This is a genomic window from Candidatus Symbiopectobacterium sp. NZEC151 (genome assembly GCF_025962655.1).
Classification (GTDB): domain Bacteria; phylum Pseudomonadota; class Gammaproteobacteria; order Enterobacterales; family Enterobacteriaceae; genus Symbiopectobacterium.
The window spans coordinates 524392-544638 of record NZ_JAGFPE010000001.1; the positions used below are offsets into that span (position 1 = coordinate 524392).

A 20247-nucleotide genomic window follows, 5' to 3' on the forward strand; every position below is an offset into this window, starting at 1 on the left:
TTCTTGAACCTGAAAAGGCGGGAACGACGGGCTCCTCAATAAGGGGATTTCAAAGAAAAGCAGCGGCACTTATTCAGACGTTATGCATGAGAAAAAGTTCGTTTTTTTTTAAAGAATAGTGACAATTTTTTTCAACCTGCTTAAAACGGCAATTCAGGCCAGATAATCACGATCAGTGAACCGGCCAATGTCAGCAACACGTTGGCGATGGCGTAAGTGCCCGCGTAGCCGAGCGCCGGGATATTACTGCGCGCGGTATCGCTGATGATATCCATGGCGGGCGCACAGGTGCGCGCACCCATAATCGCGCCAAACAGCAGCGCCCGGTTCATGCGCAGCACATAGGCACCAAACAGAAAGCAGATAACCACCGGGATCAGGCTGATCGCCAGTCCGGCAAACAGCATTTGTATGCCCACGGAGCCAAAGCTGGTGCCGATAGTGCTGCCCGCGCTCAGGCCAACGCCCGCCATAAACACCATCAGGCCAAATTCTTTTACCATATTCAGCGCACCCTGCGGAATATAGCCAAAGGTCGGGTGGTTGGCACGCAAGAAACCCAGCATGATCCCGGCAAACAGCAATCCGGCTGCGCTGCCAATCGCAAAATTGAAGTTGCGGAACTGGAAGGTGATAAGCCCGACCATGATGCCGATAATGAAGAAGGCGCAGAACGCCAGCAGGTCGGTGACCTGACTGTGGATGGAAATAAACCCGATACGATCGGCGATGCTTTTCACCCGCCGGGCATCGCCGCTCACCTGTAGCACATCCCCTTTGTTCAGCACTACGCCATCATCGATCGGCATTTCAATCTGGTTGCGCACGATGCGGTTTAAAAAGCAGCCGTGGTCGGTCAGTTTTAACTGGCTGAGGCGTTTGCCGACGCCGTTGTTGTTTTTGACCACAATCTCTTCGGTGACGATGCGCATATCGAGCAGGTCACGATCGAACACTTCCTTGCCATCGCGGAAATTGGAGTTGAGGCGTGCATGGGCATCCGGATAGCCCACCAACGCGATCTCATCGCCCAGTTGCAAGGTCGCATCCCCATCCGGCGTGGCGAGAATGCCGTTACGACGCAGGCGTTCAATGGAGCAGCCGGTTTGCCGGTAAATGCCCAGTTCGCGCAGATTTTTTCCGTCCGCCCAGGCAACCAGCTCCGGCCCGACGCGATAAGCGCGGATAATGGGGAGATACACTTTACGTTGACTGTCGGGATCGAGACCGCGTTCACGCGCGATTTGTTGCGCGCTGGTCGGCAGATCCTGATGCTGCAGTTTTGGTAGATAGCGTGCGCCAAAAATCAGGCTGACCAGCCCGATCAGATAGGTCAGCGCATAGCCAAGGCTCAGGTGATCCAATTCGACGCCAAGCTGTGGATTGACGCTGTTGGCATTGCGTAGCGCATCTCCCGCCCCAACCAGCACGGGCGTTGAGGTCATTGCACCTGCCAGCATGCCTGCCGTCAGGCCGATATCCCAGCCGAAAAGTTTGCCCAACAGCAGTGCCAACACCAGCGCCGAGCTGACCAAGACTAAGGCAAGGGCGAAATAGTTTTTACCGTCACGAAAAAAAATGGAGAAAAAATTAGGCCCCGCTTCGATGCCGACGCAAAAAATAAACAGCATAAAACCGAGATTCAGCGCATCGGTATTTATGGCAAAGTGCTGCTGCCCCAATAATAGCGATACCACTAAAACACCAATGGAATTACCCAGTTGAACGCTGCCTAGTCGTATTTTCCCCAGGCACAGACCCAATGAAAGCACCACAAATAACAGCAGTATGTAATTCCCGTTTAACAACTCAGCGACGTTTATATTCATGGCCTGTAACGTGTTGTTTACTAGTAAGTTCTTGATATTAATGAAGGTAAGGGCTAAATTTAATCCCATTCACTCAGAATACTCACTGTAGGGCAATAGTGGAACAGGGCGTGAAGAATCCGGCAGGGAAAGCGCGTGATTCGGCACAGGTGCCATCCGTTTCCTGAAAATAAATTGCCCGACGCGTAGCAAGAGTGCTGCCATTTTAGTTGGGTGTTCGTGTTACAGCCAGCCTTTATTTTATAAAAGTGATGCCGCCTTGCTTGCTGTTATATCAGGGATATTCCGATGTTGTTCCGATTAAATACACCTCATTCGACCTCGTCTGGCGACGTCGGCGTGGGGCAAAGAGAGGCGAATATGGGAAGCAATAAGGGGTGGGTAGGTGCAACCTGCTGTTTTTTGTTGTTTACCGTGGTGTTTTTGAGTCAAAAAATGGATGTCTTTTCCGCAACGCAAACGGGATTTCGGGGAGAGCCTGGGATGCTGTTGTTTTTGCTGCCCGGCATTGTAGCCAGCGGGTTATCGGCGCGTGGTCGTTTGCGTTACCCCTTTCTCGGCGCGCTGATGGCGATGCCGCTGTGCCTGATTATTCTGCACTTTTGGCGCACGCCAATGAACGCGTTCTGGCAGGAACTGGCTTACGTGATGAGCGCGGTGTTCTGGAGTTTGATGGGCGCGCTGGGGTTTTTGTTCGTGTATGTCTCGTGCCAGCGGTATTTTCGCTGAAGATAACAACACTCAAGGCGCAGAGTGCGCCTTGAGTGACGGGTTTGGTCACTGCGTTGCCGTTTTACTGAAACAGGTTCAGATTCGCTTTGGCATAGGCTTCGAAGTCGGTGCAACCGCCGATGTGTTTTTCGTCCAAAAAGATCTGTGGAACCGTTTCAACCGGTTTACCCACGGTTTTAGACAGGTCGTCTTTGCTGATCCCTTCGGCGTGAATATCAACGTAGCGGAAACTGAAGTCGTCACGTTGTTCAGTCAGTTTTTCTGCCAGCGCTTTGGCACGAACACAGTACGGGCAGCCAGGGCGGCCAAAAATAACAGCAAACATGTTAACTCCTTATCAAAACAAAAGGCTGTAAACGATATTGTTCTCGTCTTTCTGAGAGGTACTATGCCCCTATCCGCGCTGAAAAAAAAGCAGTAAATCCCTGTTGCATTAATATGTAATGGCTATCAAACCGCATAACATGCGCTGAGCAGCATTGGTCAGTCGCAACGGCTGGCTTATACTGCCTGTTAAGCGCCTGGCTGTCCGGTTCACAGAGCCGACCCCCGCTGCTTTCAGGACACACCATCATAAGGACTCGAAGAGTGACGCCAACTATCGATCTGCTGCTAAACCATCGCTCCATTCGTGCTTTTAGCACACAGCCTATTGCGCCGGACGCGCGCGATGCCATTATTGCTGCGGCCCAGAGCGCGTCCAGCTCGAGCTTTTTACAATGCAGCTCGATTATTCGCATTACCGATCCCACGCTGCGCCAGACGTTGGCCCGCTATTGTGGCGATCAGCAGCATGTGGCTGACGCCGCCGAGTTCTGGGTGTTTTGCGCCGATTTCCACCGTCATCTGGAGATCTTTCCGCAGGCGCAAACCGGGATGGCAGAGCAATTGCTGCTGGGATGCGTTGATACGGCGCTGATGGGACAGAATGCGCTGGTCGCGGCGGAATCGCTGGGACTGGGCGGCGTGTTTATCGGCGGTATCCGTAATCACATTGCCGAGGTCACCTCGCTGTTGTCGCTGCCACAGCAGGTGTTGCCGCTGTTTGGCCTCTGTCTGGGCTATCCCGCTGCGACGCCCGATCGCAAACCGCGCCTGCCCGCCTCGCTGGTGGTGCATGAAAATGGCTATCAGCCGTTAGATAAAGCCGCGCTGGCACAGTATGACCAGCAATTGGGGGATTACTATCAGCAGCGTGGCAGTAATCGTCGCCGCGATACCTGGAGTGAGCACGTGCAGCGCACGCTGCAAAAAGAGCTAAGGCCCTTTATTCTGGACTACTTGCATCAGCAAGGCTGGGCAATCCGCTAAAACAGGGGAGAGGAACTGATGAAGATCGCCATTTTATCCCGGGACGGCAGCCTCTACTCCTGCATGCGGTTACGTGAAGCCGCAGAAGCACGCAAGCACGTTGTCGATATTATTGACCCACTCTCGTGCTACATGAACATCAACTCTGCTGCGCCCACGGTGCATTATCGCGGGAAGCAGTTGGTAAAATACGATGCGGTAATCCCACGCATCGGCTCACAGATTACCTTCTACGGCACCGCCGTGTTGCGCCAGTTTGAAATGCTGGGAAGCTTTCCGTTGAACAATGCGCTCTCAATCACCCGTGCACGGGACAAATTGCACTCGCTGCAACTGTTGGCGCGCGAGGGCATCGATTTACCGATCACCGGTTTTGCTCACTCGCCGGACGATACCAGCGATCTGATCGCTATGGTGGGCGGCGCACCGCTGGTGGTTAAACTGGTTGAGGGCACTCAGGGAATTGGCGTGGTGTTGGCAGAAACGCGTCAGGCGGCCGAAAGCGTGATTGATGCGTTTCGCGGCCTGAATGCGCACATTCTGGTTCAGGAGTATGTGAGCGAGGCGCAGGGCAGGGATGTCCGCTGTCTGGTGATTGGCGATACCGTGGTGGCGGCCATCGAACGTCAGGCCAAAGAGGGCGATTTTCGCTCCAATTTACACCGTGGCGGCACTGCACGACCGGTTATCATCACGGAGCGTGAGCGTGCCATTGCGGTGAAAGCGACCCAAACGCTGGGGCTGAGCGTGGCGGGCGTGGATATTTTACGCGCGGCGCGCGGACCGCTGGTGATGGAGGTAAATGCCTCTCCCGGTTTGGAAGGGATTGAACGCACCACCCAATTGGATATCGCCGACATGATGATTGCGTTTATTGAGCAGCACGCATGCGGCTGAGTATCACCAGCCTGATAGGCAATCCCGCTTTTCTATTGGTATCGTGCGCAAATTTTACGTAAGCTAGTAAGGTTTTTACGTTACAGGCGCAAATGAGGCAAATTATGATGGATTCACTCATCGTTCCGGATCTGAATCTGCTGCGGCGGTGGTTGGATCAACTTAATATTCTCTATTTTGAATGCGACTCTTGTCAGGCGTTGCATTTGCCCCATATGCAGAATTTCGACGGCATTTTCGATGCCAAAGTTGATCTGGTGGACGGTGTTATTCTGTTTTCCGCGTTGGCAGAAGTAAAACCCAGCGCGTTGATTTCCCTGGCGGGCAACCTGAGCCAAATCAATGCCAGTTCTCTGACGGTGAAAGCCTTTCTTGATGTGCAAGACGACAATCTGCCAAAGCTTATCGTCTGCCAGACGCTCGACGTAGCGGCCGGCGTGGTCATTGAACAGTTCCGCCACTTTATGCAGCAGTCTGAAGAGCAGATCTCCATGGTTATTCTGGAGGCCTGTGCTAACAATATGCTGTTTCTCGGCGAAGAAGAAGAGAGCTCTCCTGCGCGCAGCCTGTCACACAGCCTGCATTGATTCTGTTGCTGCCTGCGGGCAGCAATCACTTTTTCTTATTTGCTGATTATGTTTGGTTTATTCTGCTAAAAATGATTTTTCTGATATATTCCACCGCCCAGAGTAATGACTTGCCGTTCACCGCGCCAACTCCTGCATAATTAATCGATAAAAGCCGTTTTTTACGTTGCACATATAGCACCGCGAACACGAGGCGGTTATGCTAACTTCCTGTGACCGTCAGGCGATGACAATGCATTTATGTCTGTGTGTACTATGATTATTTTTAGTGCATAGCCATTCAACATCCTCGTCCGTCGGCGCGATAAGTTCAGGTATGTGTCCGGTATCGTCCTGATACGGATTTTATTCCATGATTCACCCCTGGTATGGAGGAAGGAACGGATGTTCACCCAACGTAAAACATGGCTCTCGGGTGTTGTTGCCGGCTTGATGATGGCCGCGTCCGTCACCGCATCTGCGGAAGAAAAAACGCTGCATGTGTATAACTGGTCAGATTACATTGCGCCGGACACCCTGAGCAATTTCCAGAAAGAAACGGGCATCAAAGTCGTTTATGACGTGTTTGACTCCAACGAAGTGTTGGAAGGCAAATTGATGGCAGGCAGCACCGGTTTTGACCTAGTGGTACCTTCTGCCAGCTTCCTGGAGCGTCAGCTTGCCGCGGGCGTTTTCCAGCCGCTGGATAAAAGTAAGCTGCCTAACTACAAAAATCTCGATCCCGAGCTGATGAAGCTGATTGCTCAGCACGATCCGGATAACAAATTTGCCATTCCCTATCTGTGGGCGACCACGGGCATTGGCTTTAACATCGATAAAGTCAAAGCCGCGCTGGGTACGGATGCGCCAATCGACAGTTGGGATCTGGTGTTGAAGCCGGAAAATCTGGAAAAACTGAAAAGCTGCGGCGTTGCCTTCCTGGATGCGCCGGAAGAGATTTTCGCCACCGTGCTGAATTATCAGGGTAAAGATCCGAACAGCACCAAGGCTGATGATTACAGCAAAAGCGCCACCGACCTGCTGCTGAAATTGCGCCCGAGCATCCGCTATTTCCACTCTTCCCAGTACATTAACGATCTGGCCAACGGCGACATCTGCGTGGCTATCGGTTGGGCCGGAGACGTGAAGCAGGCGGCTAACCGTGCCAAGGAAGCGAAGAACGGCGTGAACATCGGCTACAGCATTCCGAAAGAGGGGGCGATGGCGTTCTTTGACGTGCTCGCCATGCCGGTTGATGCCAAAAATAAAGAGGAAGCCTATCAGTTCCTCAACTACCTGATGAAACCGGAAGTGATTGCCAATGTCAGCAATTACGTCTTCTATGCCAACGGCAACAAAGCCTCCGTTCCGCTGGTTGATGAAGCCGTACGTAATGATCCTGGCATCTTCCCGCCGGATGATGTGCGCGCCAAGCTGTTTACGCTCAAAGTACAATCACCGCAAATTGACCGCGCGCGTACCCGCGCCTGGACCAAGGTAAAAAGCGGCAAGTAACTGTTTTTGTACGTTGAGATTATGAGATAATCCGCAGGCGGCTAATACCCGCCTGTTTGTGCTGTTTGTGCTGTATGTGGTGTAACGCACGGAGGGAGCGAGGGTGCCTGTCGCAGATCCTTCTCCACCGTGGGTTATTCGTTTGTTCTGCTTTTGCCGGAGAGCAATGCTAAGTGAATGATGCAATTTCCCGTCCCCAGCCTAAAACGCACAAGGCCGTAACGCCACTGTTGGAAGTGCGCAATTTGACCAAATCCTTTGACGGTCAGGCGGCCGTGGATGATGTGAGTCTGACTATCTACAAAGGTGAGATTTTCGCGCTGCTGGGGGCTTCCGGCTGCGGTAAATCCACCCTGTTGCGTATGTTGGCCGGTTTTGAACACCCCACGCAGGGGCAGATTGTGCTGGATGGACAGGATCTGTCGCTGGTACCGCCCTATCAGCGCCCTATCAATATGATGTTTCAGTCGTATGCCCTGTTTCCGCATATGACGGTTGAGAAGAATATCGCTTTCGGTTTGAAGCAGGACAAGCTGTCCCGCGCTGAAATTAAAGACCGGGTGGAAGAAATGCTGACGCTGGTGCATATGCAGGAGTTTGCCGGGCGTAAACCGCATCAGCTTTCCGGCGGTCAGCGTCAGCGCGTGGCACTGGCGCGCAGTCTGGCTAAACGCCCGAAACTGCTGCTGCTGGATGAGCCGATGGGCGCACTGGACAAAAAGCTGCGCGACCGTATGCAACTGGAAGTGGTGGATATTCTTGAGCGTGTTGGCGTGACCTGCGTGATGGTGACCCACGATCAGGAAGAGGCCATGACCATGGCCGGGCGCATCGCCATCATGAATCGCGGCAAGTTTGTGCAAATCGGCGAGCCGGAAGAGATTTATGAACACCCGACCACGCGTTTCAGCGCCGAATTTATCGGCTCGGTCAATATGTTTGAAGGGCTGCTGAAAGAGCGTCAGGACGATGCGTTGATTATTCAAAGCCCGGGTCTGGTTCATCCGCTGAAAGTGAATACCGATGTCTCCGTGGTGGATGGCGTGCCGGTGCATGTTGCACTGCGCCCCGAAAAAATCATGCTGTGCGAAGAGGTGCCCGAAGACGGCTGTAACTTTGCTGTCGGCGAAGTGGTGCATATTGCTTATCTGGGCGATCTGTCGATTTACCATGTGCGTCTCAACAGTGGGCAGATCATCAGCGCCCAGTTGCAAAATGCTTACCGCTATCGCAAAGGCGCACCCACCTGGGGTGATGAAGTGCGCTTGTATTGGGAAGCGGACAGCTGTGTGGTGTTGACGGTGTGATAGGGCGAGATAATGACCATGTTTCCTGAACATAACTTTTCGGATGGTAAAGCGGCGGAACCACCGGATGCGCCGCGCAGTCCTCTGCGCCTGTTATTGACACAGTGGCACCTGAAATACGGGCGAAAACTGGTGATCGCGCTGCCTTATATCTGGCTTATTCTGCTGTTTATGCTGCCGTTCCTGATTGTTTTCAAAATCAGCCTGGCAGAAATGGCGCGCGCGGTGCCTCCTTACACCGATTTGCTCTCCTGGGCGGATGATAAGCTCGATATCACCCTTAATTTGGGCAACTATCTCCATCTGCTGGATGATCCGCTCTATTTCGAAGCCTATTTGCAGTCGCTGAAAGTGGCGGCGGTATCGACGGTACTCTGCCTGATCATTGGTTATCCGCTGGCTTGGGCGGTGGCACATAGCCAATCTTCCACGCGCAACATTCTGCTGCTGTTGGTTATCCTGCCTTCCTGGACCTCATTTCTTATCCGCGTGTATGCCTGGATGGGGATACTGAAGAACAACGGGATATTGAATAACTTCCTGCTGTGGCTGGGCGTAATCGATGAGCCGCTGATCATCCTGCACACCAATCTGGCGGTGTATATCGGTATCGTCTATTCCTATCTGCCGTTTATGGTGCTGCCGATTTATACTGCGTTGACCCGTCTGGATTATTCGCTGGTGGAAGCCTCACTGGATTTGGGCGCGCGCCCGTTAAAAACCTTTTTCCACGTGATTGTGCCGTTGACCAAAGGCGGAATTATCGCCGGATCGATGCTGGTGTTTATCCCGGCAGTTGGCGAGTACGTGATCCCTGAGCTGTTAGGCGGCCCGGACAGCATCATGATTGGCCGTATCCTGTGGCAAGAGTTCTTCAACAACCGCGACTGGCCGGTAGCCTCTGCGGTGGCGACCGTTATGCTGCTGCTGCTGATTGTGCCCATCATGTGGTTCCACAAGCATCAGAACAAAAGTACGGGAGATCAGGCATGAATAATTTACCTGTGGTTCGTTCCCCGTGGCGTACCCTGATTCTGGTTATCGGTTTTACCTTTCTGTATGCGCCGATGCTGATGCTGGTGATTTACTCTTTCAACAGCTCCAAGCTGGTGACGGTGTGGGCAGGCTGGTCGACACAATGGTACAGCGCGCTGTTTCATGACAGCGCCATGATGAGCGCCGTGGCGCTGAGCCTGACTATCGCTGCCGCCTCCGCCACCATGGCGGTAGTGCTTGGCACGCTGGCGGCGGTGGTGATGGTGCGTTTTGGCAGCTTTCGCGGCTCCAACGGTTTTGCGTTTATGCTAACCGCGCCGCTGGTAATGCCTGATGTGATTACCGGTTTGTCGTTGCTGCTGCTGTTTGTTGCCTTGGGGCATGCTATCGGCTGGCCCTCAGAGCGCGGCATGCTGACTATCTGGCTGGCACATGTGACCTTCTGTACCGCCTATGTCACCGTGGTCATCAGTGCGCGTCTGCGCGAGTTGGATCGTTCCATCGAAGAGGCCGCAATGGATCTGGGGGCGGCACCGCTCAAGGTGTTTTTCATCATCACCGTCCCGATGATTGCGCCGGCGCTGGTTTCTGGCTGGCTGCTGGCGTTTACGCTGTCGCTGGACGATCTGGTGATCGCCAGTTTCGTTTCCGGGCCGGGGGCGACCACGCTGCCGATGCTGGTGTTCTCCAGTGTGCGAATGGGCGTTAATCCGCAAATTAACGCGCTGGCCTCGCTGATATTATTGGTGGTAGGTGTGATTGGCTTGATTGCCTGGTGGTTTATGGCACGTGCGGAGAAGCAGCGTATTCGTGATATGCAGCGAGCCAGACACGGTTGAGCTCAGTGGTAAGGATATAAACTGCACAGCGCCACCCTTCAGGTGGCGCTGTTGTCTCTACAAAGGAACGCGATTAACGATGCTGCAAAGCAAGAAGACACTGGTTGCACAAGGTAATTACGCCCCTGTCGCTGTGACAGTTGCGGGCATCGGTATTATCGCCACCTGTGTACTGAGCCTTGTGATGCTGCTGTGGGATCTGGGATTAAGCAGTTTTGGTGGCTGGATTGGCAGCAGCGCCGAGTCCTGGGATTCAACGCTGGTGCTATTGGCCGCGCTGGTGATTCTCTGCTTCGAAGTGCGCTGCGGCGTGGCGGTGATGGCAGGGAAAAACTGGGGGCGCTGGGGCTACCTTATTGCTCAGGGCGCGATATCTGGCTACATGCTGCTGGCCTCTTTTAGCGATTTTTTGCCTGATATTTTTCACTTTAGCGGAGAGACCAACTGGGACGTTTTACACCAGTTTGCCACACAGCGTCTGCCCGACGCGTTGGTGATTTTTTTGCTTTTTGTCCCACATCGCAGCCGTCGCTATTTTCAACGCCATACCGCGTAGCGCTGCGCCATCACGCCTGACAGTGCTATAATGTCGCCCCAACTTTATTGGCTCCTCTTCTCCTATGCAGTGTGCACGATATACCGAAGGCAGTTGCCGTTCCTGCCAGTGGCTGGAAAAACCTTATACGCAGCAGCTTTCTGACAAGCAGCAACAATTGGCTGAACTGCTAGACCAACAGACGGTGGGCACCTGGCTGCCCGTGGTTTCCTCGCCACAGCAGGCCTTTCGCAACAAGGCCAAAATGGTGGTGAGCGGTAGCGTTGAACGCCCGGTGTTCGGTATCCTGCGTCAGGATGGCAGCGCGGTTGATTTGTGTGACTGTCCGCTTTATCCGGCATCGTTTACGCCAGTGTTTTCTGTACTCAAAACTTTTATTGCGCGTGCCGGGCTAACGCCCTATCAGGTGGCTCGGCGGCGCGGTGAATTAAAATATCTGTTGCTGACCGAAAGTCGCCTGCGCGGTGAGTTTATGCTGCGCTTCGTGTTGCGCTCGAAAACCAAGCTGGCGCAGTTACAGCAGGCGCTTCCCTGGTTACAGCAGCAGTTGCCGCAGTTGGCGGTGATCTCTGCCAATATCCAGCCGGTTCATCAGGCAATTCTGGAAGGGGAAGAGGAGATTGCGCTGACGGAAAACCAAATGCTGGAAGAAGCGTTCAATCAGGTGCCACTTTTCTTGCGACCACGCGGTTTCTTTCAAACCAACCCGCAGGTTGCCGCCACGCTGTATGCGACGGCGCGCGACTGGGTTGCGGCATTGCCGGTGACCAGCATGTGGGATCTGTTTTGCGGCGTCGGCGGCTTTGGCTTGCACTGCGCCACGCCAGACATGCCGCTGACCGGCATTGAAATCAGCGCCGAGGCTATCGCCTGCGCACAGCGTTCCGCCACACAGCTCGGGCTAACGCGGGTGACATTTCAGGCGCTGGATTCCACACAATTTGCCACTGGCAATGCCAGCGCGCCGGATCTGGTGCTGGTAAACCCACCCCGCCGCGGCATAGGGCGTGAACTGTGTGAGTATCTGAGCCAGATGGCCCCGGCGTATATCCTCTACTCAAGCTGTAATGCACAGACCATGGCGAGCGATATCAGCCTGTTGCCGGGATACCAGATTGTCCAGGTGCAACTGTTCGATATGTTCCCGCATACCGCGCACTATGAAGTGCTGACGCTATTGCAGCGCAAGCGTTTGGCGTAATATCACCATAAAGCTCATAGGGAATGGCTAATGTGAATTGGCATTAGCTTTTTCGCGCAATACAGACAAAATCCTGCCCAATAATCGGCTCATTCTCTAATAATTCAGAAACGCGGAGTATTTTTTGTTGCGTCTCTGCTTCTTCGAGCCGACGTTCAACATCAGGAAGCATCCAGATAGGGCCGACAACGCCTTTAATTTCAATCTGTTTAAAGTCAGCTTTCGCCACTTCAGCGTCCATTTCTTCAGGCAAGTGAAAGTGCCATGACGGTGAACGTGTCCTGAGTCCTGTTTTGACCTCATGGGATACCATGTCAAAATAAGCATCATCAAGAATCAGTTCGCGCTTGATGCCATAAAATACGCCCGCGTATCGATTGATTGCGAAAGCAAAGAGTATTCCTCCCGGTTTAAGAACCCGATAGGCTTCTTTTAACACCCTCAATCTGCTGTTTTCATCGGTAATATGATAGAGCGGGCCGTGCACGATGACGGCATCGAAGGTGTTGTCAGGAAAGGCTAAATCTTGAGCGTCGCCGACGTGAAAACCGTGCAACGCAATGCCGGTTTCTGCACTGACCTTTCTCGCTTTTTCGATATGTATCGGAACGATATCAAACAGGTGTACTTCATGACCGCATTTTGCCAGTTCAAAGGAATAGACGCCGGTAGCGCCCCCGATATCAATGACCTTCTGCTTATTCAGCAAGTATTTCTTTAGCAATTGAAGCGTTCGTCGTTGCTGAATTTTTCCAAAAGCATCTAAATGACGAAAATGTTCATTAAAGGTATTCGTATAATAGTCGACGACGTTGTTTTCCATTTTCGATCTCAGTTGTTAGCAGAACCGATCCAAATGAAATGTCCCAGCGGGGTTGCGCAGTACGTCTTATCCTTATCTCATAGCAACATAGGTAACACAATATGAAAGTATCGCCACGCGTCAAGACCGTGATGTATCGACGTTGCTGGTGTCCTGCTTGCTCCCGATCCCTGATGATGGCTACTGCGATCTAGGCGTGCAGCAAAAAAAAGCGCCCGAAGGCGCTTATCGTTGGGTTTATTCGTGATGTCGCACAGGGCAGACAAGGCCTTATTGCGGAAACCATTTGTCGTTAATGGCTTTATAGGTGCCGTCTGCTTTGATGGCGTCCAGCGCGCCATTCAGTTTTGCCAGCAGCGCTTTATCATCAGGACGAACGGCGATACCGAGACCAGTGCCGAAGTATTCTAGGTCAGTCACGTGTTCGCCAACGGAGGCCAGTTCCGGGTTATTCTTGATCCACTCATTGACCACCGCGGTATCACCGAAAACGCCGTCGATGCGCCCGTTTTTCAAATCCAGCACCGCATTTTGATAGCTGTCGTAGGACACGGTCTGGACTTCCGGGTGCTTGTCATTCATGTACTTCTGGTGCGTGGTGCCGTTTTCCATCCCAATACGCTTGCCTTTCATGGCGGCAAAATCACTGAATTTTCCCTTCTGCGCGATGACTACGGCAGAGTTGGCATAATAGGGTTGAGTAAAGGCCACTTGTTTGCTGCGCTCTGGCGTGATGTCCATCCCGGAGATCACGGCGTCGTAACGACGGAATTTCAGCGCCGGGATTAGGCTATCGAAAGCCTGGTTGGTGAAGGTGCAGTTAGCTTGCATCTGCTTGCACAGGGCTTTTGCCAGGTCCATATCAAAGCCGACGATCTCGTTGTTGGCATTGAGCGATTCAAATGGCGGATAGGTGGCGGAGGCGGCAAAACGAATAGTGTCTGCGGCGTTAGCGCCGAATGCCATACCTGCCAGTAACGTGGCGACCACGAATTTTTTCATGTTGTGCTCCAACGATTTTTTTAAATTTTTCCTGCGGCATGTTCCCCGCTCAACGGCAATTACATTGCCATCAAGTGAATTTATATGCAAATAAAATGATTAAAAATACATTTGAATGGCGATAAAACAGACAAAAAAAGCAGGCCGAAGCCTGCTGTTTATTGCAACGTAGAGATCAGTTGCGGTGTTCAAACGCCAGTGCACGCCGTTCGATAAGGCGCATCAATACTGTCAGCAACCCATTGACACACAGGTAAATAATCCCTGCGGCACCGAAAACGGCAACGTCATAGGTGCGGCCATACATCAGTTGGCTGTAACCCATCACCTCCATCAGCGTGATGGTATAGGCCAGCGAGGTACTTTTAAACACCAACACCACTTCGTTTGAATAGGACGACAGGGCGCGTTTAAAGGCATAGGGCAATAAGATACGCAACGTTTGTGCAGGTGACATGCCCAACGCCGCGCAGGATTGCCACTGCCCGGAAGGGATGGCGCGCACCGCACCGTAAAACAGCTGTGTGGTATAGGCCGCGCTGTTTAATGCCAGGGCTATCATGGCGCACAGCCAAGGCTGAGAGAGCAAGTGCCACAGCCACGGGATCTGCTGGATTGCCGGAAACTGGCCCGGACCATAATAGATCAGGAAGATTTGCACCAGCAGCGGTGTACCGGTAAACAAAGTGATGTACGCCCGGGACAGCAGGGACAACACCGGTGTTTTTAACGCAAGAACCGCCGTCAGTACCAAAGAGATAACCAGTGCGGCAATCAGCGCCACCAGCGTAAGGCTCAGGCTGGTGTGCAACCCTTTGAGCAATTCAGGTAAGTACGCGAGCATCAGGACGGCCTCCGTTCAAAGCGCGTAGTACGCAGTTCGATACGCTTCAGGACGTATTGACTCAACAAGGTGATTACCAGATAAATCGCTGCCGCAATCACATACCAGGTAAAGGGCTCTTGGGTACGTGTGGCGATGCTCTTGGTTTGCAGCATCAGATCGTTCACGCTAATCAAAGACACCAACGCGGTATCTTTCAGCAATACCAGCCATTGGTTGCCGAGGCCGGGCAGGGCATGGCGCCACATTTGCGGCATGATCAAGCGAAAGAAGATGGCCGCTTTACTCAACCCCAGGGCTTGCCCTGATTCGCGTTGCCCCTGAGGGACCGCTTTCAGCGCGCCGCGCAGCGTTTGTGACGCATAGGCGGCATAGAGCAGCGCCAACGCAATCACACCGCACAGAAACGGGCTGACTTCAAACGTCTCAATGTCTAACTTGATGGGAAACGCTGTGCCACCGACATTGAGCGTAAAGCCATCCGCCAGTATCAGCAGCAGTTGTGATGAACCAAAATAGATAAACAGCACCACCAGAATTTCCGGCAGGCCGCGTAGCAGCGTCACTAACGCTGTGCCGCACCAGGCAACGGGCTTCCAGCGGGCCATTTCCCATACGGCAAACAGCATCGCCAGAATCAAACCGAGTACCAGTGCACAAACGGCAAGGCCGACGGTCATGCCGGCGGCGCTTGCAAGAGGATGAAATTCTATCATTTAGCGAGATTACTGCTGAAACCATTTGTTGTAGATGGACTGATAAGTGCCATCCTGTTTGACTTTGTCCAGCGCGTCATTGAAGCGTTTGACCAGCGCATCGTTACCCTGACGCACCGCAATGCCCAAACCGATGCCAAAGTAGTTCTTATCCGTTACGCTGCTGCCTACGGTAGCCAACTGGTCGTTCTGTTTCAGCCACTCATTCACCACGGCAGTGTCACCGAATACCGCGTCCAGACGGCCACTTTTCAGATCCAGAATGGCATTCTGATAGCTGTCATACGGCACGGTCGTCACATCTTTGTGTTGATCCAGCAGATATTTCTGGTGAGTGGTGCCGTTCTGCACGCCAACGCGTTTACCTTTCAGGGCAGCGATATCGGCCACTTTGCCTTTCTGTGCGATAAACAGCGCAGAGTTGTCGTAGTAGGGTTGGCTAAAGGCCACCTGTTGCTGACGCTCCGGCGTAATATCCATCCCAGCCATAACGGCTTCATAACGGCGGAATTTAAGCCCTGGGATCAGGCTGTCAAAGGCCTGATTGCTGAACGTACAGGTGGCGTTCATCTCTTTGCACAGCGCGTTAGCAAGATCGACGTCAAACCCTTGAATCTTGTTATCATCGCCCACGAATTCGAACGGAGGGTAAGAGGCTTCGGTCGCAAAACGGATGGTTTCTGCGGCGCTGGCGGCAACGCTGGCGCTGGCGAGGAGTGCTGCAACGAGTAATTTTTTCATTGTCATTTCCATCTTGTTCATCAATGAGAAAGATAACTGGCGAACTCGGCGGTTTGCGGCGCGGCAAAGTGGCCCGCATCACCCTGTTCGACAATACGGCCATTTTCCATGTACACCACACGGCTGGCAGTTTTACGTGCAAAATCCACTTCGTGTGTGACAATTACCTGGGTGATACCGGTTTGCGCCAGTTCCTGAATAATACCGACCACCTGGGCCGTGATTTCAGGATCGAGCGCGGCTGTCGGTTCATCGAACAGCAGCACCTGAGGTTCCATCATCAGTGCGCGGGCAATCGCCACGCGTTGCTGCTGCCCACCGGACAAATGCAGTGGGAAACGATCGGCAAAATCGCGCAGGCGTAACCGTGTTAACAGTTTATCTGCACGTGCCAGCGCCTCGTCTTTGCTCAAACCCAATACCCGGCAAGGTGCCTCGGTCAGGTTTTGTGTGACGGTCAAGTGGGGCCACAGGTTGTATTGCTGAAACACCATGCCGACATTGCGGCGGAGTTCGCGGATGGCGCCGTCACTCGGCGGCTGCGCAAACGTAAACTGGTTGCCTGCGATGGCAAGTGTGCCCGAACGCGGCATCTCCAGCAGGTTCAATACGCGCAGCAGCGAGCTTTTTCCCGCACCGCTGGGGCCCAATAACACCAGCGTTTCGCCAGCCGGACAATCAAGGGTGACATCGAATAGCGCCTGATGCGCGCCATAGAAACAGTTAATGCTGTTTAGTTGAATACTCATGCGCAAGAATTGAATAGACATTGATGCCGCGAATGTTAACGTCGGCAGGATACTTATGCAATCGCCGTGGGTTAAAATTTGCTGATTAGCGGACTAATGCATAAATAATAGCACAAAATATCGGTTAAGCGGCGGGGTGGCTGTAATTGTCGGGACCGAAGGATAACAGACAGCAAATCTGCCCGTACCGGCGGCAATCATGCTGCGGTTTAGCGCCGATAGCCTCAAAAAATACAGGTTATGAATGCGTTATAGTGACGAATGGTTGAAGTTGTTTGTGGCAAGATTAATGGTTTGTATATTTTTGGTTATGGCGTTGGCGCGGCAATGGCGACGGTAAGCCGTGCTGGTGAGCAAGCGCGTACAGCAAAGAGCGTAATAGAATGAATGCAAGTGCAATTCCCATCCTGATGTATCACCACGTTGGCCCCAAGCCTGGGCTGGTGACGCTGTCGCCCGACACCTTTATTGAACAGATGACCTGGCTGGCTCGTGCCGGGTGGAAAACCGTGACCGCGGCTGAATTGGAAGGATTTTACCGTGGCGAGCCCTTGCCGCGTAAAAGTGTGATGATCACCTTTGACGACGGCTATTTGGACAATTGGGTTTATGCGTTTCCGGTGCTAAAACGTCTTGGGTTGCATGCGCATATTTTTCTGATTACCGGCCAGATTGGCGACGGACCGGTTCGTGAGCTGACTGAGGTGGCTTTCTCTCACAAGGCGTGTGAGGAACGCGTGGCTAACGGCCATGCTGACGATGTGATGATGCGCTGGTCTGAAATTGAAGAGATGCAAGCCAGTGGGCTAGTTGAGTTTCATGCGCATACCCATACGCATCAGCGCTGGGATTGGAACATAACGGATACTGCCGAGCGCCACCGCGCGTTGGAAACCGATCTGCGTCTGTGTCGTGAAACGCTGCTTGCGCGACTGGGATCGTGCAGCCGCCATTTCTGCTGGCCGATGGGATTTTATAACCACGATTACGCCGCCATTGCCCAGGCGCAGGGGTTTGATTATCTCTACACCACCGAGCGGCGGATGAACATGCCGCAGCATCTCACCTGGCGTTTGGGACGTATCAGCACCAAAGAGCGTGAAGATACCTCCTGGCTTAAACGGCGGCTGTTTATGTATACCACACCGGTTATTTCTTCATTGTTTGCGTTACATAAAGGTCAGCGTTATACCTGATGGTTTTTTTTGACGGCAATGACAACATGCCCAGAGTAATGTTCCTGGGCATTTTATGTATTTATTTTCTGAAAATGCGCCTCTGTATAAAAAGTATTTACCTTCCGTTTAGCTTCGCTCTCATAAAATTACGCCAGACGTGAAACACACTGTGCATATCCTCGGCCGAGGGTACGGTGTTGATTGTTTTTATTAGGTTTATTTATGAGAAAACGCATTCTCTACACAGAATCCTCTAAGCATGTTGGCGGGCAGGAATTGCAGGCTATGATGCAATTACACGCCTTGCAACATTTAGGTTTCGAGGTGTTATTGGCATGTCGTCCGGAAAGTGAAGTGGCTAAACTTGCCGCTGAAAAACATATTCCAATATACCCGATCATATTTAGAAATAGTTATCATTTCCCCTCTCTGTGGCGTTTCAGACAGCTTATTAATGAATATCATCCTTTATTTATCGTTAGTCACAGTGGGCACGATGCAAATATTGCTGCACTGGCCACTAAGCTGGTCTGGAACAAGCCAACGTTGGTGCGGCAAAAGACCTATCTGACCAGCAGAATCAAACCGTTCAGCACCAATTATCTGGCGGATCAGGTGGTGGTGCCCAGCGCTGGTATGAAGCGCTCGATGGTGGCTGGCGGCTGCCGGGATGAAAAGATCGAGGTGGTCGCGCCTGGGTTTGACTTTGCTACCTTGCATGCCCAAAGCGAGCGGCCCTTGCCCGCAGCTCTGCAATGCTGGCTGGAGGCCAGCACGTCGCCCGTCATTGCACAGGTAGGTATGCTACGCGGTGAAAAAGGGCACGCTACCGCGTTGGCTGCGTTGGCGTCGCTCAAGCAGTCAGGCCATGCGTTTCGTTATCTGATCGTCGGAGATGGCCCTGAGAGCAAGGTTATCAACGCGATGATTGCGCGCTACGGTTTACAAGATAACGTGATGATGGCCGGTAAACTGTTCCCAGCAGCGGCCGTCTATCGGCATGCGGATCTGGTGTTGATGCCTTCACGTAATGAGTCATTTGGCATGGCGCTGGTTGAGGCGATGTTTTTTGGCGTTCCGGTGATGGCGAGCAACGTTGGGGGCATTCCGGATGTTATCCGCCATCAGGAAAACGGCGTACTGTTACCGTGCGATGATGTCGCGGCCTGGCAGGACGCCATTGCCGATTTCCTTATGCACCCGGAACCCTACCGTCAGAGAGCCCGTCACGCCTACAATGACGTAGTGTCGCGCTATTCTATCGATGCCTGCGTTAAAAAAATTATAGCCTTGGCCTATAAGGAGCCCACACCCACAATTGCGGGTGTGGCGACGCCTTAACGTTGGTGCGTGATGCCCTGGCTGGGCGTTACGCCAACACCGTGTCCCCGTGCAGTTGGCAACTGCACGCCAGCACATAGCCTTGTGCAATCTCTTCTGCCGTCAGCGTCATGGTGCTACTGGTGGTGTAATCGCCGGAAAGCACTTTGGTTTTGCAACTGCCGCAGACACCTGCGCGGCACGCGGCATTAACCGGTATTTTATTGCTTTCCAACGCGGCTAACAGGCTGATACCAACAGGCACACGCAGCGTATTAAGCGGTTGGCGAATGGTCAGCGTCAGCTGTTCACCGTCCTCTTCCAATGATTCAGCGCCAATCTGGAACTGCTCTTTGTAGAAGCGTGTCGTGGGGACGCCAGCATCGGCAACCAGTGCGGCAACCTGCTGCATATACGGGGCCGGGCCACAGGTCATGACGATACGCTGTGCCAGATCCGGCACCTCTTGGTTCAGCAGCGCAGGTGTTAACCTTCCTGCGAGAAAACCGGGTTCGGCGTCAAACTCGGCGACCAACGTCAGCGTCAACTGTGATGGATACTGTTCTGTCAGGCGCTGCCACTCGGCGGCGAAAATCACCTGCTGCGGGTTGCGGACATTAAAGATCACCTGCAAGTGAACGTTCGGACGGTTTGCCAACAACCAGCGACTCATCGACATGATGGGCGTCACGCCACAGCCTGCGGCCATCATCAGATAACGTTCCTGCTCGGCATGGCCCGCATCGACGCAGGTAAACTCGCCCTGTGCATCGGAAAGCCACAGATAGTCACCGGGTTTGACCTGCTGCGTCAGCCAGCCTGAACCGGTGCCATCTTCCAACCGCCGTACCGTCAGCGTGATAAACGGGCTTAACCCTGGGGTTGACGACAGGGTATAGGCGCGCAGGGTGTCAGGGTTGTTGGCAATGCAAACCAGCGCGTACTGCCCCGGACGATAAGGATAGAAATCGTGGTTAATCAGCGAAAGCGTCCAGACGTCGGGCGTTTCCTGACGAATGGAGTGAACTTGCATGCGGTTCGGGCATGCGGAGGTCGGTTGTGTCATGTGTGCTCTCCAAACAGCACAAACGACGCGTTGCCGCGCCGCTTGTTATCCTATTGCTC

Annotated in this window: 22 protein-coding genes; 13 read left to right on the plus strand and 9 right to left on the minus strand. The window is 53.1% G+C overall.

Annotation, left to right across the window (positions count from 1 at the left end; translation table 11 throughout):
• Positions 1 to 140: 140 nt before the first annotated feature.
• Entirely contained in the window at positions 141 to 1829 is a 1689-nt protein-coding gene (locus J5067_RS02465; RefSeq protein WP_264642202.1) for an aspartate:alanine antiporter, read from the minus strand.
• 360 nt (positions 1830 to 2189) lie between these two features.
• Between J5067_RS02465 and J5067_RS02470 the strand changes: the two genes are divergently transcribed.
• Positions 2190 to 2558: an inner membrane protein YbjM gene (locus tag J5067_RS02470; RefSeq protein ID WP_264643691.1), complete on the plus strand. Its 369-nt coding sequence runs from the start codon at positions 2190 to 2192 to the stop codon at positions 2556 to 2558.
• Between the two features lie 64 nt (positions 2559 to 2622).
• On the opposite strand, the gene J5067_RS02475 is transcribed toward J5067_RS02470, so the two are convergent.
• On the minus strand, positions 2623 to 2886 hold the full coding sequence (locus tag J5067_RS02475) for a GrxA family glutaredoxin (RefSeq protein ID WP_264642203.1): 264 nt from the start codon (positions 2884 to 2886) through the stop codon (positions 2623 to 2625).
• Between the two features lie 263 nt (positions 2887 to 3149).
• On the opposite strand from J5067_RS02475, the gene nfsA reads away from it, so the two are divergent.
• The 9 genes from nfsA (at position 3150) to rlmC (ending at position 11749) form a co-directional block, all read left to right on the plus strand.
• A complete protein-coding gene (gene nfsA / locus J5067_RS02480) occupies positions 3150 to 3872 on the plus strand; it encodes an oxygen-insensitive NADPH nitroreductase (protein ID WP_264642204.1) in 723 nt (240 codons plus the stop codon).
• A gap of 18 nt (positions 3873 to 3890) precedes the next feature.
• The gene (gene rimK / locus J5067_RS02485; protein WP_264628680.1) at positions 3891 to 4769 is read left to right on the plus strand and encodes a 30S ribosomal protein S6--L-glutamate ligase; all 879 of its coding nucleotides are present in this window, start codon (positions 3891 to 3893) and stop codon (positions 4767 to 4769) included.
• A 107-nt stretch (positions 4770 to 4876) separates the two neighbouring features.
• Positions 4877 to 5356: a YbjN domain-containing protein gene (locus J5067_RS02490; RefSeq protein ID WP_264643692.1), complete on the plus strand. Its 480-nt coding sequence runs from the start codon at positions 4877 to 4879 to the stop codon at positions 5354 to 5356.
• Between the two features lie 384 nt (positions 5357 to 5740).
• Positions 5741 to 6850 (plus strand): spermidine/putrescine ABC transporter substrate-binding protein PotF, encoded by a 1110-nt coding sequence (gene potF / locus J5067_RS02495; protein ID WP_264642206.1) that lies wholly within the window; start codon positions 5741 to 5743, stop codon positions 6848 to 6850.
• Positions 6851 to 7023: 173 nt separating this feature from the next.
• The gene (gene potG / locus J5067_RS02500; protein WP_264650356.1) at positions 7024 to 8157 is read left to right on the plus strand and encodes a putrescine ABC transporter ATP-binding subunit PotG; all 1134 of its coding nucleotides are present in this window, start codon (positions 7024 to 7026) and stop codon (positions 8155 to 8157) included.
• 12 nt (positions 8158 to 8169) lie between these two features.
• Complete coding sequence (gene potH, locus J5067_RS02505) at positions 8170 to 9150, plus strand: putrescine ABC transporter permease PotH (protein ID WP_264642208.1); 981 nt, start codon at positions 8170 to 8172, stop codon at positions 9148 to 9150.
• On the plus strand, positions 9147 to 9992 hold the full coding sequence (gene potI, locus J5067_RS02510) for a putrescine ABC transporter permease PotI (protein ID WP_195312871.1): 846 nt from the start codon (positions 9147 to 9149) through the stop codon (positions 9990 to 9992). The genes potH and potI overlap by 4 nt, the downstream gene beginning before the upstream one ends.
• Positions 9993 to 10071: 79 nt before the next feature.
• On the plus strand, positions 10072 to 10548 hold the full coding sequence (locus J5067_RS02515) for a YbjO family protein (protein ID WP_264642210.1): 477 nt from the start codon (positions 10072 to 10074) through the stop codon (positions 10546 to 10548).
• Between the two features lie 64 nt (positions 10549 to 10612).
• Positions 10613 to 11749, plus strand: a complete 1137-nt coding sequence (rlmC, locus tag J5067_RS02520; RefSeq protein ID WP_264650357.1) for a 23S rRNA (uracil(747)-C(5))-methyltransferase RlmC — start codon at positions 10613 to 10615, stop codon at positions 11747 to 11749.
• 43 nt (positions 11750 to 11792) lie between these two features.
• On the opposite strand, the gene J5067_RS02525 is transcribed toward rlmC, so the two are convergent.
• The 6 genes from J5067_RS02525 to artP all read right to left on the minus strand — a co-directional run bounded on the left by J5067_RS02525 (position 11793) and on the right by artP (position 16624).
• Positions 11793 to 12572: a class I SAM-dependent methyltransferase gene (locus J5067_RS02525; RefSeq protein ID WP_264650358.1), complete on the minus strand. Its 780-nt coding sequence runs from the start codon at positions 12570 to 12572 to the stop codon at positions 11793 to 11795.
• A 270-nt stretch (positions 12573 to 12842) separates the two neighbouring features.
• Positions 12843 to 13574, minus strand: coding sequence for an arginine ABC transporter substrate-binding protein (artJ, locus tag J5067_RS02530; protein ID WP_264650359.1), 732 nt, complete (start codon positions 13572 to 13574; stop codon positions 12843 to 12845).
• Positions 13575 to 13749: 175 nt separating this feature from the next.
• Positions 13750 to 14418 (minus strand): arginine ABC transporter permease ArtM, encoded by a 669-nt coding sequence (gene artM, locus J5067_RS02535; protein ID WP_264650360.1) that lies wholly within the window; start codon positions 14416 to 14418, stop codon positions 13750 to 13752.
• On the minus strand, positions 14418 to 15134 hold the full coding sequence (gene artQ, locus J5067_RS02540; protein WP_264642216.1) for an arginine ABC transporter permease ArtQ: 717 nt from the start codon (positions 15132 to 15134) through the stop codon (positions 14418 to 14420). The genes artM and artQ overlap by 1 nt, the downstream gene beginning before the upstream one ends.
• A 9-nt stretch (positions 15135 to 15143) precedes the next feature.
• Complete coding sequence (gene artJ / locus J5067_RS02545; protein WP_264642217.1) at positions 15144 to 15875, minus strand: arginine ABC transporter substrate-binding protein; 732 nt, start codon at positions 15873 to 15875, stop codon at positions 15144 to 15146.
• A gap of 20 nt (positions 15876 to 15895) precedes the next feature.
• Positions 15896 to 16624, minus strand: coding sequence for an arginine ABC transporter ATP-binding protein ArtP (gene artP / locus J5067_RS02550; protein WP_264643693.1), 729 nt, complete (start codon positions 16622 to 16624; stop codon positions 15896 to 15898).
• 261 nt (positions 16625 to 16885) lie between these two features.
• On the opposite strand from artP, the gene J5067_RS02555 reads away from it, so the two are divergent.
• From J5067_RS02555 to J5067_RS02565, 3 genes are all read left to right on the plus strand, one after another.
• Entirely contained in the window at positions 16886 to 17011 is a 126-nt protein-coding gene (locus J5067_RS02555; RefSeq protein ID WP_264642218.1) for a hypothetical protein, read from the plus strand.
• Positions 17008 to 17820 carry a polysaccharide deacetylase family protein gene (locus J5067_RS02560; protein WP_264650361.1) on the plus strand — a complete coding sequence of 271 codons (813 nt, stop codon included), beginning with the start codon at positions 17008 to 17010 and terminating at the stop codon, positions 17818 to 17820. The genes J5067_RS02555 and J5067_RS02560 overlap by 4 nt, the downstream gene beginning before the upstream one ends.
• Before the next feature lie 204 nt (positions 17821 to 18024).
• Positions 18025 to 19143 carry a glycosyltransferase gene (locus tag J5067_RS02565; RefSeq protein ID WP_264650362.1) on the plus strand — a complete coding sequence of 373 codons (1119 nt, stop codon included), beginning with the start codon at positions 18025 to 18027 and terminating at the stop codon, positions 19141 to 19143.
• Positions 19144 to 19171: 28 nt separating this feature from the next.
• On the opposite strand, the gene hcr is transcribed toward J5067_RS02565, so the two are convergent.
• Positions 19172 to 20188, minus strand: coding sequence for an NADH oxidoreductase (gene hcr, locus J5067_RS02570; RefSeq protein ID WP_264650363.1), 1017 nt, complete (start codon positions 20186 to 20188; stop codon positions 19172 to 19174).
• Between the last annotated feature and the right edge of the window lie 59 nt (positions 20189 to 20247).